This is a genomic window from Pseudomonas sp. 29 (genome assembly GCF_002754355.1).
GTDB lineage: Bacteria > Pseudomonadota > Gammaproteobacteria > Pseudomonadales > Pseudomonadaceae > Aquipseudomonas > Aquipseudomonas neuropathica.
Map to the genome: position 1 here is coordinate 200,099 of NZ_PEEY01000001.1, position 18,245 is coordinate 218,343.

Consider the following 18,245-nt stretch of genomic DNA (forward strand, 5'->3'; position numbering starts at 1 on the left):
TACCCCGGGTCCAGCGGCACATAAGCGCCGCCGGCCTTGAGAATCGCCAACAGACCGACCAGCAACTGCGGCCCGCGCTCGACGCAGATCGCCACCCGCGAATCGCGGCCCACGCCGCACTGGCGCAGGTGATGGGCGAGCTGGTTGGCGCGACGGTTCAACTCGGCGTAACTCAAACGCAATTCACCGGCCACCACGGCATCCGCGTCTGGCGTGCGCAACACCTGCGTCTCGAAGCGAGCATGAACAGTCTGCTCAAGATCGTGGGTGACAGTGGTTGCGTTCAGATCGACCAGCAGATGCTGACGCTCATCGTCCGCCAACAACGCCACCTGCTCCAGCACCGCTTGATCGTTGCTGACCATGGCCTGCAACAGGCGCTGGAAGTAGCCGACGTAACGTTGAATAGTCGACTCATCGAACAAGGCAACGGCGTACTCCAGCACACCGCGAATGCCGTCCGGCGCATCTGCCAGCGTCAGCGACACATCGAATTTGGCAAAGTGGCTCGGTTCGGCAACGCTTTCCAGCGTCAGCTCGCCGAGACTCAGGCTGGCACCGTGGCCACTGTCCCAACTGAACATCGCTTGAAACAACGGGCTGTGCGCCATGCTGCGTGCAGGCCTGGTGATTTCCACCACTTGTTCGAACGGCAGGTCCTGATGCGTCTGCGCATCCAGCGTCCGCGCCTTGACCCGCGCCAGCAGCGCCTCGGTGCTCAAAGCGCCCGAGGTATCGATACGCAGGGCCAGGGTATTGACGAACATGCCGATCAGGCCTTCGATCTCGGCCCGACTGCGGTTGGCCACGGGCGAACCGACGACCACTTCCGATTGCCCGGACAACCGACTCAACAGGCTCGCCCATGCGCCGAGCATGAGCATGTACATCGTCACGCCGTGACGCTGGGCCAAAGCCTTGAGCCCGGCGCTCAGGCGTTCGTCGAGCACCACCTCGACGGTGTTGCCGGCGTAATCCTGCTGCGCCGGGCGCACGCGATCAGTCGGCAGCGTCAACAGTGCCGGAGCGCCCGCCAACGTTTGTTGCCAATACTCGCTTTGACGCTCCAGAACCTCGCCACTGAGCCAGCGCCGCTGCCACACTGCGTAGTCGGTGTATTGCAGCGCCAGCGGCGGCAGTGGATCTGGTTGACCGTGGCTGAACGCCTGATACAACGCCATCAGTTCACGGGTCAGAACACCCATCGACCAGCCATCGGAGATGATGTGGTGCAGGGTCAGCAACAGCACATGATGATCGTCGGCCAGCCGCACCAGGCGTCCGCGAATCAGTGCATCATCCTGCAAGTCAAACGGTCCCGAGGCCTCGCCCTGAATCAGCGCCGCCAAGGTCTGGTCGGCTTGCGGATGCTGGCGCAGGTCTTCAACGCGCAGCAGCAGACCGCTGTCGACCGGGGCGATCAGCACTTGCGCCTGGTCATTGAACTGGGCGAAACGGCTGCGCAGGGTTTCGTGACGCGCAACGATACGCGCCAAGGCTTGTTGCAGCGCATGCTCATTCAGTTGCCCACGCAGGCGCAGGCCGATGGGAATGTTGTACGCGGTGTTGGCGCCTTCCATTTGTGCGAGAAACCACAAGCGTTGCTGGGCGAACGACAGCGGCAACGCGCCGTCACGAGCCACCGCGACAATCTCCGGTTGCGTGCTGCGCCCGGCTTGCGCCACCGCCTCGGCAACCGCTGCCAGTTCGGCGTTGGCAAACAGGTCGCCCAGCGCCAGCTCGACACCAAGACGCTGGCGAACCTGGGACACCATGCGCATGGCCAACAGCGAGTGACCACCGAGTTCGAAAAAATGATCCTGACGCCCGACTCGCTCGACTTGCAGCACCTGCGCCCAGATCTGCGCCAAGGCGCTTTCCAGTTCGTTGTGCGGCGCCTCGTATTCGCGGGTGAACAGCGCCGCTCGCTCGGGTTTCGGCAGGGTCTTGCGGTCGACCTTGCCATTGGCGGTCAACGGCAGCGCGTCGAGTCTGACGAAGGCCACCGGCACCATGTACTCCGGTAACTGGGTCAGCAGGTGCGCGCGCAACTCGGCCACGGCCAACGGTTCGACCTGGCTCTGCTCGGTGAAATACGCCACCAGTCGCGGCTGGCCGGGCTCATCTTCACGCGCCAGCAGTACGGCTTCCTGAATGCCGGGCAACTGATTGAGGCGGGTTTCGATTTCACCGAGTTCGATGCGCACGCCACGGATTTTCACCTGATCGTCGTTACGCCCCAGGTACTCGATCGTGCCGTCCGCGCGCCAGCGGGCGAGATCGCCGGTGCGATACATGCGCGGGTTCGGCAAAGGGCTGAACGGGTCATGAAGGAAGCGCTCGGCGCTCAGGTCGGCACGGTTCAAATAGCCGCGAGCGACCCCGGCACCGCCAACATACAACTCGCCCATGACGCCAATCGGCACCGGACGCTGCTGTTCGTCGAGCAGATACACCGTGGCATTGGTCACCGGTTTGCCGATGTGCAAGGCATCGCCAGCCTCGATTCGCCCAGAGGTCGCGACCACGGTGGCTTCGGTTGGGCCGTAGTTGTTGATCACGTCGAATTGCTGGTTGCGGCTGAACTGGCGCAAGCGGTCGCCACCGATCAGCAGTGTGCGCAGCGTCGGGTGTTCAAGGTTCTGGCTGAAGGCGTATTCGGCGACGGGCGTCGGCAGAAAACTCACGTCCAGTGGCTGCGCGCGCCACCACTCGAGCAACGCATCGATGTCCTCGGTGCCCTCGTGAGTCGGTGCCAGATGCAGGGTCGCGCCGGCACACAGCGCCGGCCAGACTTCCCAGGCCATGGCGTCGAAACCGAACCCGGCAAGGCTTGAAGTGTGGCGACCGGCGCACAGATCAAACGTTGAGCAATGCCAATCGACCAGATTCGACAAGGTGCGGTGTTCGACCATCACGCCTTTGGGCAGGCCGGTGGAGCCGGAGGTGTAGATCACGTAGGCCAGATGCGCGGCGGTCAGGCCCGGCACCTGCGGATCAAGGGTCTCGCTCAGCGGCCAGGTGCGCGGGTCAAGATCGATCACCGGCACCGCCAGCGTCGGCAAGCGCTCCCGCAGATTATTTTGGGTCAGCACCGCAACGGGGCCGCTGTCGCTGAGCAAGTAGTGCAGACGTTCGGCCGGGTGCGCCGGGTCGACCGGCACATAACCGGCACCGGCCTTGAGAATGGCGACCAGCCCGACCAGCGTATCGAGGCCACGTCGGGCGACGATGGCGACGCGATCATCGGGTTTCACACCCAGTGCGATCAGATGATGAGCCAAGGCGTTGGCATGCCGGTTGAGTTCGGCGTAACTCAATTGCTCACCGAGGTATTGCGCGGCCACGGCTTCGGGCCGCTGCGCCACTTGGGCCTCGAAACGCTGGGCAATGGTCAACGTCGCGGGGAAATCCGCGTGACTGGCATTGAACGCCAGCAAAACCTGCTCGCGCTCGGCCACCGGCAGAATCGGCAATTGGTTGAGCGCGGTGTCCGGCGCCTGCTCCAGCGCCAGCACCAGACTTTCCAGGGCGCAGTGCAAGTAATCGCAGATGCGCTGTGGATCGACCTCGGTGGTGGCCAACAACGTCAGGCTGAAGGCATCGCCGAAATCGTCGATGCTCAGGGTCAGCGGATAGTTGGTGCGTTCTTCGGAGCTGATCGTGCTGATGCCTTCCCAGGCCGCCAGGGTCTCGGCACTCGCCGTCGCCGCCGTGTGGCTGTGGCGGTAATTGAGCAAGGCACTGAACAACGGTGTCGGTGCGACCACGCCACTGCAACGCTGGGCCAGCGCCAGTGGTGCGTGTTCGTGGCGCATCAGCGTGGTCAGGCGTTTGTGGGTCGCCTCCACCGCCGCACGCACGCCCTGCGCATCGACATCAACCCGCAGCGGCAAGGTGTTGATGAAAATCCCCAGCGCCCGCTCGGTGGCTTCGGCACCTTGCATACGCCCCATCAGCACCGTGCCGAACACTACGTTTTGTTTGCCGGTGAGCACCGCCAGTACCTGCGCCCAGCCCAGATGAAACAGGCTCGCGACACTCACGCCAAGCTGCCGCGCCTGTGCGCGCAAACGCTGGCCGAGCAACGGATTGACCGGCAGGCTCAGCTCAGCGATACCGAGGCCGTCACCCTGCACGTCCTGCAAACCGTAGGGCAGGGTCGGCTCGGCTATGTCGCCGAGCATCTCGCGAAAAAAAACCTCGTGTTCGGCTTCGCTGATGCCCAGTCGCGCTTGCGCCACGTAATTGCGAAACGGCACCGGCCGCCCGAGCGATTCAGCCTGGCCAGTGAGGCAGGCGAGCAGTTCGTGACGCACCACGTCGAGCGCCGAGTGGTCCAGCGCCATGTGATGGAACAACAACGTCGCGACCACGCGCTGACCGCCCTCATCCCACGCGTAGGCCAGACGCATCATCGGCGCACACCGGACGTCCAGACGGAAATGCCGCGCATCGAAACGTTCGTGCAGTTGCTGCAGCGCATCACTTGCGCCGTTTGCCAGCACGATCTCTTCCATCGGCAACGGTGCCTGACGCCAGACCACTTGCAGCGGTACGTCCAGCCCTTCCCAATGCACCGCCGTACGCAAGATGTCGTGGCGATCGATGACCTTTTGCAAGGCTTGAGCGAAGTCCTGCAGACGCTCGCGGCTGCTGAACGCAAAGTACGATTGCATGACGTACGGATCGCCCTGCTCGTTGCTCGCGTGGTGATAGAGGATGCCTTCCTGCAACGGCGCCAGTGGGTAGATGTCCTGCACATTGGCGGCGCCGCCTGGTACCTCGGCGAGCAAGCGGTCGAGGGTCGCCTGATCCACGTCAGCCAGGGTCACCATCGCTGGCGTGATGCGCGTGGTGCCGGGGAGGATGCCGTTGGCCGGAACGTCGATCTGGCCGACGCGGGTGGCCGAGTATTGGCCGGCCTTGATCAGTTCGATCAGCGCCGGTTTGTGCTCGCGCAGCGCGGCCAGCAGCGCCGGATCGCTCAACGCCTGTTTGTTGCCGTTGACGCGCAATTGCTCATCGGTCACCGCCAACTGAATGTCTTTTGTCTTCAGGGTTGCCAACAGTTCGAGCACATTCACAGGACGATCTCCATTCTTTCCGTAATTGCGGCGTAGCCGGCCAGGGTCGGTTGTTCGAACAACGCCCTGACATCGGCTTCCATGCCTTCCTGACGTAACCGGCCGATCAGACTGACCGCCAGTAATGAGTGACCACCCAGTTCAAAGAAATGGTCGTGACGCCCTACCCGTTCGACGTTGAGCAGTTCGGCCCAGAGCCGTGCCAGGGTGATTTCGACGTCGCCGACCGGGGCTTCGTATTCGCGGGTTTTCAGCGATTGCTGATCCGGCGCCGGCAGCGCCTTGCGGTCGAGCTTGCCGTTGGGGCTCAGCGGCAAACTATCGAGATGCACAAACACCGTAGGCACCATGTAATCCGGCAAGTGCTCGAGCAAGTGACTGCGCAGCAGGTCGATTTCCAAACGCTCACCGGTGTAATAGGCGACCAGACGTTTGTCGCCTGGCACGTCTTCGCGGGCCACCACCACGGCTTCCTGCACACCTTCGATCTGGGCCAGGCGCGCCTGGATTTCGCCCAGCTCAATACGCAGACCGCGGATCTTCACCTGATCATCGTTACGCCCCAGGTACTCGATATTGCCGTCCGCCAGATAGCGGGCGACGTCACCGGTGCGATACATCCGCCCATGCGGATGAAACGGATCCTCGAGGAAGCGTTCGGCCGTCAGTTGCGGCCGATTGAGATAACCACGCGCCACCTGCACGCCAGCGATGTACAGCTCGCCGATCACGCCTTGCGGCACGGGCTGCTGTTGCGCATCGAGGATGTACATACGGGTGTTGGCGATCGGCTTGCCGATTGGTGTGTTGTCCGGGGTTTGCTCGATCGTTCCCGCGCAGTCCCACGCGGTGACATCGACGGCGGCTTCGGTCGGGCCGTACAGGTTATGCAACGCGCTGCCCGGCAATTGCAGTTTGAAACGCCGCACCACACTGCCCGGCAACGCCTCACCGCTGCACATTACCTGCCGCACGCTGTCGCAGCGTGTGGTGTCGCTGTTGGCGAGGAACACATCAAGCATCGACGGCACAAAGTGCAGCGTGGTGATGTGTTCGCGCTCGATCACTTCGCTCAGGTACTGCGGATCCTTATGCCCGCCGGGCTGCGCCATGACCAGGCGCGCGCCGGTCATCAGCGGCCAGAAGAACTCCCACACCGAGACGTCAAAACTGAACGGGGTTTTCTGCAACACCGAATCGGCAGCGGTCAGGCGATAGGCGTCCTGCATCCACAACAAGCGGTTGACCACCCCGGCATGCTCGTTGACCACGCCTTTGGGTTGGCCGGTCGAGCCGGAGGTGTAGATCACGTAGGCGCTGTGCTGTGGTGTCAACGTCGGGATTTGCGGATTTTCGGCGGACAAGGATTGCCAGCTGTTCTGGTCAAGATCGACCACTGCCGCCGTGATATCTCCCGGCAACTCGCTGGTAGCCCCGTGCACCAGCACCACGGCCGGCGCGCTGTCCTTGAGCATGTAGGCCAGGCGCTCCGGCGGATAAGCCGGATCGAGCGGCACATAACCAGCGCCGGCCTTGTTGATTGCCAGCAGGCCGATGACCATTTCCAGGCTGCGCTCGACGCAGATCGCCACCCGCGAATCCACTTGCACGCCGAGACTGAGCAAGTGCCCGGCCAGGCGATTGGCGCGCTCGTTCAGCTGCGTGTAGCTCAATGCCTGTTCGCCGGCGACGACGGCCACAGCCTGCGGCGTACGCTGCACCTGCGCTTCGAACAAGCCGTGCAGCGTCTGCTGCAAATCGTAATCGACGTCCGTGGCATTGAGGCCGAACAGCAACGCCTGCCGCTCCTCGTCTGACAACACCGTCAGGCGATTCAACGCTTGCTGCGGTGTGTGCTCCAAGGCTTCAACCAGCGCAGTCAGCGCGTTCTCCATGTACTGGCCGAGACGTGCCGCGCCAATGCGCGACGGCGTCATCACCGTCAGTTCAAAACCGCTGCCCAGATCGTCGACGTTGAGGGTCAACGGGTAGTTGGTGCGTTCCTCGCCAGCAAGGGATTCGATGCCCTGCCAGGCCTCACGCTTGGTAGTTTGCTGAGCTTCGCTGTCGCTATGGCGGTAATTGAGCATCGCGCTAAACAGTGGTGACGGCGCCGCGACACCGCTGCAACGCTGGGCCAATGCCAGCGAAGCATGTTCGTGTGCCAACAGAGCACTGAGCCGCGCATGCGTTGCCTTGACCCCGGCGCGCACGGCGGTTTCGTCGACATCCACGCGCAATGGCAAAGTGTTGATGAACATGCCCAGCCCGTGATCTGCGCCCGCGCCGCCCTGCATGCGGCCCAGCAGCACCGTGCCGAAGACAACGCGCTCCTGAGCCGACGTTGCCGCCAGCACCTGCGCCCAAGCGAGATGAAACAGACTGGCGACGCTGACGCCGAGCAACCGCGCCTGACTGCGCAAACGCTGCGCCACCGCGGCAGGCAGTGGCTGGCAGACTTCCTCGATGTCATTCCCGTCGCCATGCACATCCTGCAAACCGAACGGCAGTGTCGGCTCGTCGATGTCGCCGAGCATCTCGCGGAAGAACGCTTCGTGCTCTTGTTCGCTGACGCCGAGGCGGGTTTGCGCGACATAATTGCGGTATGGCACGGCGGATACAGGCAGTCGCTCATCGCCCTGCAAAATCGCCTGCATTTCTGCGCTGACCACCGCCAGCGCGGTGTGGTCCATGGCAATGTGATGGAACAACAGCATGGCGACGACACGCTGATTGTCCGGATCGAGGGCATACACCAAACGCAGCAACGGTGCCTGATCAAGTTCCAGACGCCAGTGCCGCGCATCGAAGCGTGCACGTAGTTGATCGATGGCTTCGCCCTGCGCGGGTTCCAGCGCCACCACTTGGACCGGCAACTCCGCACGGCGCCAGACCACTTGTACCGGCGCCGCCAAGCCTTGCCAGACAATCGATGTGCGCAGGATATCGTGGCGCGTCATGACCTGACGCAACGCCGCCGCGAACCCTTGAAACCGTTCAATGCTGTCGAACGCCAGACACGATTGCAGCAGGTACGGATCGCCCTGAGCCGCACTGAGGTGGTGATACAGAATCCCTTCCTGCAACGGTGCCAGCGGGTAAATGTCCTGCACGTTGGCCGCGCCGCCCGGCACCGTGGCGACGATGCGCTCGATACTGGCCTGATCCAGTTGCACCAGCGTCAGCATGTCCGCAGTGATGTGCGTGCAATCGGCAGGAATCAGATTGTCCGGCACGGCGACCTCGCGGCCACTGCCCACCGCCGCCGCCAGCGCGGCCAGGGTCGGTTGGCTGAACAGCACACGCACGTCGGTGCTCAGATCGACCTGACGCATGCGCTCGATCAGCGTCACCGCCAGTAATGAATGCCCGCCCAGTTCGAAGAAGTTGTCGTGACGGCCGATCTGTTCGACCTTGAGGACGTCCGACCAGATCTGCGCCAAGGCGATTTCCACCGAACCTTGTGGCGCGGCATATTCGCGGCTCAGCCACGCCATTTGATCCGGTTCTGGCAACGCCTTGCGATCGAGTTTGCCGTTGGCGGTCAGCGGCAGTGCTTGCAGGCGCACGTAAGCGGCAGGCACCAGGGCTTGCGGCAACTGTGCTTGCAAATGACTGCGCAAATCCTCGATCTCGACGTTCAGGCGTTCGGTAAACCAAGCCAGCAACTGGCCGTCGCGTACCAGCACCACGCAATCCTGCACGGCTTCGTGAGCGCTCAACGCCGCTTCGATTTCGCCCAATTCGATGCGCACGCCGCGCAGTTTGACCTGATCATCGTTGCGCCCCAGGTATTCGACGTTGCCGTCAGCCAGCCAGCGTGCGAGGTCGCCGGTGCGGTACATGCGCGCCTGCGGTTCATCGCTGAACGGATCGTCGAGGAAGCGTTCGGCAGTCAGCTCGGGGCGATGCAGATAACCGCGCGCCACGCCGGCACCGCCGACATACAACTCGCCAGCGACGCCAACTGGTACGGGGCGCTGCTGGTCATCGAGCAGGTAAATCTTCGCGTTGGCCATCGGCCGACCGATGTGCAGCACCTGCCCGGCCTCGACCGCGCCGCAGGTGGCAACCACCGTGGCTTCGGTCGGGCCGTAGTTGTTGATCACCGCGAACGTCTGCTGACGCGGGAACTGGCGCAATTTGTCGCCACCGATCAGCAGCGTGCGCAAGGTCGGGTGGCCGAGGTCACGACTGAAGGCGTATTCGGCGACAGGCGTGGGCAGGAAACTCACCTGCAACGGCTGCGCGCGCCACCACGCCAGCAACTCGTCGAGGTGCTCGTTGCTCACCGATTGCGGTGGCAGATGCACGGTCGCGCCGATGCACAGCGCTGGCCAGACCTCCCACGCCATGGCATCGAAACCAAACCCGGCGACACTCGACGTGTGACTGCCGGCGTGCAGGTCAAAGGCCCCGTTGTGCCAGTGCACGAGGTTTTCCAGCGTCGCGTGTTCGACCATCACGCCTTTCGGCTGGCCGGTGGAGCCCGAGGTGTAGATCACGTAGGCCAGATGCGCCGGGGTCAGCGTCGGCACCTGCGGATTGCGGTCCGGCAGATGCGCCCAGTCACTGCCATCGAGATCGATCACAGACGCAGCACCGAGCAAATCACGCGTCGAAGCCTCGGCCAGAACCGCCAATGGAGCGCTGTCCTCAAGCAAGTAGGCAATGCGTTCCGCCGGGTAGGCCGGGTCGACCGGCACATAACCGGCGCCCGACTTGAGGATCGCCAGCAGCGCCACCAGCATCTGCGGGCTGCGCCGCACGCACACGGCGATGCGGTCGTCAGGCTGCACGCCAAGGCTGAGCAGATGGTGAGCCAGGCGGTTGGCGCGTTGATTGAGCTGGCCATAGGTCAACGCTTGCCCGCCCTGCAACACCGCCAGCGCCTCCGCCCGTTGTGCCGCCTGAGTCTCGACCAGCGCATGAAGGGTTGCGCCACGGCGAAACGCGACGGCACTCCGATTGAAATCGACCAGCAGTCGCGTCTGCTCCGGCAGCGACAGAATCGGCAACTGATTGAGTGGCGTCTGGGGCTGCTGCTCCAGCGCTTGCACCAGTTGCTCCAGTGCGGTGTGCATGTAACTGCAGATCCGCTGCGCACCGATCTCGGCGAGCGCCAGCACGTCCAAGGCAAAACCGTCGCCCAGATCATCCACCGACAGGGTCAGCGGATAGTTGCTGCGCTCCTCGCCACCGAGCATGCGCACGCCTTGCCAGATCCCCTGGCCGTCGCGCGGCTGTTGTGCGGCGGCGCTGTGCCGGTAATTGAGCAAGGCGCTGAACAGCGGCGCAGAACCCGGCGTGCCGCTGCAGCGTTGAGCCAGCGCCAGTGACGCGTGTTCATGAGCGAGCAGCGCCGTCAGCCGCGCGTGGGTGGTTTTCACCCCGGCGCGCACGCTTTCAGCGAGACCCACCCGCAGCGGAAGGGTATTGATAAAAACCCCCAACGTGCGGTCGGCGCCCTCACCGCCCTGCATACGCCCCATCAACACGGTGCCGAAGACCACGTCGCGACGGCCGGAAACGACGCCCAACACTTGCGCCCAGGCCATGTGCATCAGGCTCGCCGGGCTGACGCCCAACTGCCGGGCCTGTTCGCGCAGGCGCCGATTGAGCGCGGCATCGACCGCTTGCAGCGCTTCTTCGATACCACGCCCGTCGCCCTGAACATCCTGCAGACCGAAGGGCAAAGTCGGCTCGTCGATGTCGCCGAGCATCTCGCGGAAGAACGCTTCATGTTCCTGCTCATCGGCGCCGAGGCGTGCCTGCGCTACGTAATTGCGGTACGGCATCGGCGGCGTCAGTGTGTCGAGCTGATCGAACATCAACGCGTGCATTTCCCGGCCGATCACGTCCATGGCGGTGTGGTCGAGAATCGAGTGATGGAACAGCACGATGGCGACCACTTGCTGTTGCGCCGGATCCTCGGCGTAGACCATGCGGATCAGCGGCGCAACGCTCAGGTCGAGGCGGAAATGCCGGGCATCGAAACGCGCGTGCAGCTGTTCGAGAATGTCGCCGTCCTGCGCATCCAGCAGCACCTGCTGGACGACCATCTGCGCCTGCCGCCAGACTACTTGCTGCGGGCTCGGCAAGCCTTGCCAGACCACGCTGGTGCGCAGAATGTCGTGACGGGCGATGACCTGCTGCAAGTGCTCGGCGAAGCTGTGCAGACGTTCAAGGCTGTCGAAGGCCAGACGCGATTGCAGCAGGTACGGATCGCCCTGTTCGGCACTGAGGTGGTGATAAAGAATGCCTTCCTGCAACGGTGCCAGCGGATAGATATCCTGCACATTCGCAGCACCGCCCGGCACCGTCGCGACGATACGATCAATGCTGGCCTGATCTAGCGTGGTCAGGGTCAGCATGTCCGGGGTGATGTGCGTGCAATCGGCCGCAATCAGATTGGCCGGCACTGCGATTTCCCGGCCACTGCCCAAGGCCCGCGCCAGCGCGGCCAGGCTCGGTTGGTTGAACAGCACGCGCACATCGGCGCTCAGACCGGCCTGACGCATGCGCTCGATCAGGCTCACCGCCAACAGCGAATGGCCGCCGAGTTCGAAGAAATTGTCGTGACGGCCGATCTGCTCGATGTTGAGGACGTCGGCCCAGATCTGCGCCAGCGCCATTTCGACCGGGCCTTGTGGCGCTTCATATTCACGGCTGAGCCAGGCGTCCTGATCCGGTTCGGGCAAGGCCTTGCGGTCGAGTTTGCCGTGAGCCGTGAGCGGCAGGCTGTCCAGTCGCACGTAAGCGGCCGGGACCAAAGTGTCCGGCAGCCGCGCGTGCAGATACTGGTGCAAATCGCCGATCTCGACAGACTCGATTGCGGTAAACCAGGCGACCAGACGGCCGTCGCGCACCAGCACCACGCATTCGCGCACCGCGGCGTGAGCGCTCAGCGCCGCTTCGATTTCCCCGAGTTCTATACGCACGCCGCGCAGTTTTACCTGATCATCGTTGCGCCCCAGGTATTCGATATTGCCGTCCGCCATCCAGCGAGCGAGGTCGCCGGTGCGGTACATCCGCGCATGCGGTTCATCGCTGAACGGGTCGTCAAGGAATTGTGCTGAGGTCAGTTCCGGACGATTCAGATAGCCGCGCGCAACCCCGGCGCCGCCGACATACAACTCGCCTTGCACACCGGTCGGCACTGGTTGTTGCTGACGGTCCAGCAAATAGACTTTGGCATTGGCAATCGGCCGGCCAATGTGCAAAACCCGCCCGGGTTCGATGCGCCCGGACGTCGCCACCACCGTGGCTTCGGTCGGGCCATAGTTGTTGATCACATCGAACGTCTGATCTCGCGGGAACTGGCGCAATTTATCGCCACCGATCAGCAATGTGCGCAGGGTCGGATGACCCAATTCACGACTGAAGGCATATTCGGCCACCGGGGTTGGCAGAAAGCTCACCTGCAACGGCTGCGCGCGCCACCATTCGAGCAGTTCATCAAGATGTTCGTTTTTGATCGAAGACGGTGGCAGATGCACGGTCGCGCCAACGCACAACGCCGGCCAGACTTCCCAGGCCATGGCATCGAAACCGCAACCGGCGACGCTGGCGGTGTGGCTGCCGGCATGCAGATCGAAGGCTTCGGCGTGCCAGTGCACGAGGTTTTCCAGGGTGCGGTGCTCGACCATCACGCCTTTCGGCTGCCCGGTGGAACCGGAGGTGTAGATCACGTAGGCCAGATTCGCCGGGGTCAGCCTCGACAGCGCTGGGTCGGTGTCAGGCAAGTGCTGCCAGTCGCCGGCATCCAGATCGATCACGGAAACAACGCCAAGCAGCTCGCGCGTCGACGCCTGCGCGAGCACCGCGATCGGGTCGCTGTCCTGCAACAGGTAGGCGATGCGCTCTGCCGGGTAATCCGCATCGATCGGCACGTAACCGGCGCCGGCCTTGAGAATCGCCAGCAGCGCGACGAGCATGTCAGGCCCACGACGCAGGCACAGCGCAACACGGTCGTCGACTTGCACGCCGAGACCAATCAGGTGATGGGCGAGACGATTGGCGCGCTGATTCAGTTCGCGGTAGCTGAGCTGTTGCTCGCCCTGCACCACCGCCAGCGCCTCGGGGTGCGCCGCCACTTGCGCTTCGAACAGGCGCGGCACGGTCTGCGCCGGCGGGAATTCACGACCGCTGATGTTGAAGCCGACCAGCACGCGCTGCCGCTCACTCGGCGACACGATCGACAGTTGCTGCAACGGCGCCGTTGGCGTGTACTCAAGTGCCGTGACCAGGCTGTGCAACGCGGTTTGCAAGAAATCGCAGACCCGCGCGCCATCCACTTGCGGCACGGCTTGCACGTTCAGGCGGAACCCGTCGCCGAGGTCGTCGACACTGACCACCAACGGATAGTTACTGCGCTCGCGGGAGCTGAGAATCTGCACGCCGTCCCACGTTACAGCGGCCGACTCCGGCGCACTGTGGCGGTAGTTGAGCAAGGTGCTGAACAGCGCCTGCGACCCGGCGACACCACTGCAACGCTGGGCCAGCGCCAACGAAGCCTGCTCATGGCCGAGCAATTGCGCCAGACGCGCATGGGTACCCCGCACGCCGCTCTCTACCGAATCCGCCCCGACGCTGACGCGCAGCGGCAAGGTGTTGATGAACATGCCCAACGCCCGATCTGCGCCTTCGCCGCCCTGCATGCGCCCGAGCAATACCGTGCCGAACACCACGTCCTGCTGGCCGGACACCTGCGACAACACCTGAGCCCAGGCCTGATGCACCAGACTGGCCACACTGACACCGAGCCGCCGCGCCTGCTCACGCAGACGTTTACCGAGGTCGGCATCGAGTTCGGAATGACTGTCGAGAATGTCGCTGCCGTCGCCGTGCACGTCCTGCAGACCGAAGGCCACGGTCGGCTCGTCGATATCGCCAAGCATCTCGCGGAAGAACGCCTCATGGGCCTGATCATCAACGCCGAGCCGCGCCTGGGCGACAAAGTGGCGGTATTGCACCGGCGGCGGCAGATCCTCGCTGCGGCCAAGCATGACGTCATTCATTTCCGCGACCAGCACGTCCAGTGCGGTGTGGTCGAGGACGATATGGTGCATCAGGAGAATGCCGATCCAGCGCTGGTTTGGCTGATCTTCGGTATAGACAAAACGCATCAGCGGCGCGCGGTTGAGGTCCAGACGATAGTGGCGTGGATCGAAACGCGCCTGCATCTGCTCGAGCACGTCGCCGTCGAGTTCGTCGGCATCGACGCGTTCCAGCGCCAGCGGCGCCTCGCGCCAGACCACTTGCACCGCCTCTTCAAGCCCCTCCCAGAAGATACCGGTGCGCAGAATGTCGTGGCGTTGGATGACGCCGTTCAAGGCGCGAACGAAGGTTTTGATCTGCGCCAGACCGTCGAAGGCAAATTGCGCCTGCAACACATACGGATCACCGGCACTGGTTGCCAGATGATGATAGAGAATCCCTGCCTGCAAAGGCGCCAGGCCATAGATATCCTGCACATTGGCGCTGCCGCCCGGCACGGTTGCTACGACACGGTCGATCGCGGCTTGATCGAGATTGCTCAGCGGCAGCATGGCCGGGGTAATGCGCGTGCAGCCCGGCTCGATCAGATTGTCCGGGACGACGATGCCGCGTTCGCTGCTAAGGGTCGCTGCCAGTGCTGCCACACTCGGCTGACCGAACAACACGCGCACATCACAGTGCAGATCTTGTTGGCGCATGCGTTCGATCAGCTTCACTGCCAGCAGCGAATGACCGCCGAGCTCGAAGAAATTGTCATGGCGGCCGACCTGCTCGACACCAAGCAATGTCTGCCAGAGACCAGCGATCAGATTCTCTACCGCTCCGACCGGCGCTTCGAAACCGCGCCGCGCGAATGCATCGCTGTCCGGTGCCGGCAAGGCTTTGCGGTCGAGCTTGCCGTTGGTGGTCAGCGGGAAGGCTTCCAGGCGCACGAAGGCGCTCGGCACCATGTAGTCAGCCAACCCCGCCAACAGCTGATCACGCAATTGCGCCACATCCGGCGCCGCAACTTCATCGGCCAACCAGTACGCGACCAGCCGCTGATCGCCGGGGCTGTCCTCACGGGCGATGACCACGGCTTCGCGCACACCTTCGCAACTAGACAGACGTGCCTCGATCTCGCCCAGCTCAATGCGGAAACCGCGAATTTTCACCTGATCGTCATTGCGGCCGAGGTATTCGAGGCTGCCATCCGCCGCCCAGCGCGCGAGGTCGCCGGTTTTGTACAGCCGCGCATCGACATTTTCAGTGAACGGATCATTGATAAAACGCTCGGCCGTCAGCGCTTCACGATTCAGATAACCGCGCGCCACCCCGGCCCCGCCGACGTACAACTCGCCAATCACGCCGACCGGAACCGGTTCGCGCTGAGCATCGAGGATATACAGTTGCAGATCGGGAATGCGCACGCCAATCGGGCTGACGCCGAGCAACTGCGCGTCGGCGGCTTGCAGCGGCCGATAGGTCACGTGCACGGTGGTTTCGGTGATGCCGTACATGTTCACCAACCGCGTGCCGGCATTGCCGACCCGCGCATACCACGGCTTGAGCAAGCCCGGCTCCAGCGCTTCGCCGCCGAACACCACTTCCCGCAACGAGTGTTGCAGCTGACTGCGGCCCTGCGCGGCGATCAGTTGGCGGAAGGCGCTCGGCGTCTGGTTGAGTACGGTCACGCCGGTCTGGCAGAGCAATGCATAGCAGTCGTCCGGCGAACGGCTGACGGCTTGCGGGATCAGCAGCAGTTGCCCGCCGAACGCCAGCGCGGCCCAGATTTCCCAGACCGAGAAGTCGAACGCGAAGGAATGGAACAACACCCCGATGTCTTGCGGGTTGAACTGGAACCAATCGTGGGTGGCGGAAAACAACCGCGCCACGTTGCAGTGCTCGACCATCACGCCTTTGGGTAAACCGGTGGAACCGGAGGTGTAGATCACGTACGCCAGATGCGCCGGGGTCAGCTCGGGGATCTGCGGGTTGCTGTCGAGTTCGGCCTTGAGGTGAGCGCTGTCGAGGTCGATCTGCGGCACTTCGAGAGCGGCCACGCGCTCGCGCGTCGCCGCCTGCATCAGCAGCGCTGCCGGGGCGCTGTCCTGCAAGGTGAAGCTGATTCTGTCGAGCGGATAGGCCGGATCGATCGGCACGTAACCGGCACCGGCCTTGAGCACCCCAAGCAGGCCGATGATCATTGGCGCGCCACGCTCAACGCAGATCGCCACGCGGTCGTCGGGACGAATGTTCAGGGCCAGCAGATGATGCGCCACCTGGTTGGCGCGCCGGTTGAGTTCGCCGTAACTGAGGGTTTGTCCGTCGAATATCAGCGCCGTGGCCTCAGGCTGGGCTTGGGCATGGGTTTCGAATTGCTGGTGAATCAACAGGGTTTCCGGGAACTGTGCCAGCGGCGAATTGACGCCGTACAGCAAGTGTTCGCGTTCGCTGGCCGGGAGGATGCGCAGCGTTTGCAGCGGCACATCGGCGCTGGTTTGCAAGGCTGCGAGCAGACTCTCCAGCGCCGTGTTCAGGTACGCGGCCATGCGCTCGGCCCCCAGCGCTGCATCCGCCAGCGCGGTGATGCGCAAGTCGGCGCCGAGGTCATCGATGTTGATGGTCAGCGGATAGTTGGTGCGCTCGCGGGCACCCAACACCTGCACACCGGGGGCGATGTCGATCACCTCCGCCACTTCCTCAACGCTGCTGTGTCGGTAGTTGAGGATCGCGCTGAACAGCGGCGTCGGCACCGCAACGGCGCTGCAGCGTTGCGCCAGGGCTAGCGAAGCCTGCTCGTGCGCCAGCAGTGCGGTCAGGCGCCGATGGGTCGCCAGCACGCCGGCGCGCACGCTTTGCTCGCCAACATCAACGCGCAGCGGCAAAGTGTTGATGAACATGCCCAACGCTTGCTCGCCGCCCTCGCCCGCGTCCATCCGCCCCAGCAGCACGGTGCCGAACACCACCGCCGTGCGCCCGGACAATTGCCCGAGCACCCGCGCCAGCGCCAGATGCGTCAGGCTCGCGACGCTGACGCCGAGCTGCCGCGCCTGCTCGCGCAACTGCCGGCTCAAGCGGCTGTCGAGCATCAGCGAGGCTTCCTCAATGGCGTGGCCATCGCCCTGCACATCCTGCAAACCACAGGGCAGCGTCGGCTCGTCGATATCCGCGAGCATGTCGCGGAAAAACGCTTCCTGTGCCTGCTCGTTACCGGCATTGCGTGCCCTGGCCAAGTGATCGCGATACGGCACAGCGGCAGGCACTTGCGCGGTCTGCCCGAGCAGACAGGCCTGAATTTCCCGGCGCAGCACATCCAGCGCCACGTGATCCATGATCATGTGATGAAACAGCAACAGCGCGACCACGCGGCCCTGCGCGGGATCCTGCGCATACACCAGACGCAGCAAAGGCGCTTGCTGCATGTCGAGACGGAAGTGCTGCGGGTCGTGGCGTGCGAGCAGTTGCGTGAGCACGTCGGCGCCACTGTCGACGGGGACTTCCTCACACACCAGCGGCGCCTCGCGCCAGACCACTTGCAGCGCTTCGTCGAGGTATTCCCAGACGAACGAGGTGCGCAGGATGTCGTGACGGTTTACCACCCAGCGCAGCGCGTCGGCGAAGGCATCCAGCCGTTCCTGACTGTCGAATACGAAGCGCGCCTGCGAGATGTAAGGGTCTCCGGCAGCGGCCGAGAGGTGGTGATAGAGCATGCCTTCCTGCAACGCGGACAACGGATAGATGTCCTGCACGTTGGCGGCGCCACCCGGCACCGTGGCGACGATGCGGTCGAGGGTTTCCTGATTCAGTTGCACCAGCGGCAGCATGTCCGGGGTGATGCGAAAGGCCGGGCTCAGCCAGTCGCCGCCGTGTTGGGCGACCAGCTCCAGCAGTTGCGCCTTGTGCGCCGCGAGGCTGTCCCACAACGCGTCATCCAGCGCGTCGTCGCTGCCCAGAATGACCAGGTCTTCATCTTCCTGTTGAAGGCGGATCGCACGGGTGGAAATGGCAGCCATCAGTTCGCTGAAATGCATGAGGTAACCTGCTGTAAATACGAAAAAAAAGAGCGCGCAGCAGCGAGTCCATGCAGGCAGCGCGCAGCCTGGAAAAACTAAAACATCGGGGCGTGGGTGTCTGACATGGGAAGCGGGGACAAGCCATACCGGACAGGGGCCACAC

At 63.6% G+C, this 18,245-nt stretch carries 2 protein-coding genes (1 of these 2 cut by a window edge); both read right to left on the reverse strand.

The window, feature by feature from the left end; translation table 11 throughout:
* A protein-coding gene (locus CLU80_RS00860; RefSeq protein WP_099756490.1) for a non-ribosomal peptide synthase/polyketide synthase crosses the window boundary here: on the reverse strand, positions 1 to 5,087 show its start. 12,757 nt of this gene lie to the left of the window's left edge; 5,087 of the gene's 17,844 nt are visible here — the first part of the coding sequence; its start codon is at positions 5,085 to 5,087; its stop codon lies beyond the left edge, outside the window.
* On the reverse strand, positions 5,084 to 18,100 hold the full coding sequence (locus CLU80_RS00865; protein WP_099756491.1) for a non-ribosomal peptide synthetase: 13,017 nt from the start codon (positions 18,098 to 18,100) through the stop codon (positions 5,084 to 5,086). The genes CLU80_RS00860 and CLU80_RS00865 overlap by 4 nt, the downstream gene beginning before the upstream one ends.
* Positions 18,101 to 18,245: the final 145 nt, after the last annotated feature.

What these genes read in the sequence shown, in the direction of transcription:
- CLU80_RS00865 (WP_099756491.1), bottom strand. Translation starts at nt 18,100, where the DNA reads ATGCATTTCAGCGAACTGATGGCTGCCATTTCCACCCGTGCGATCCGC.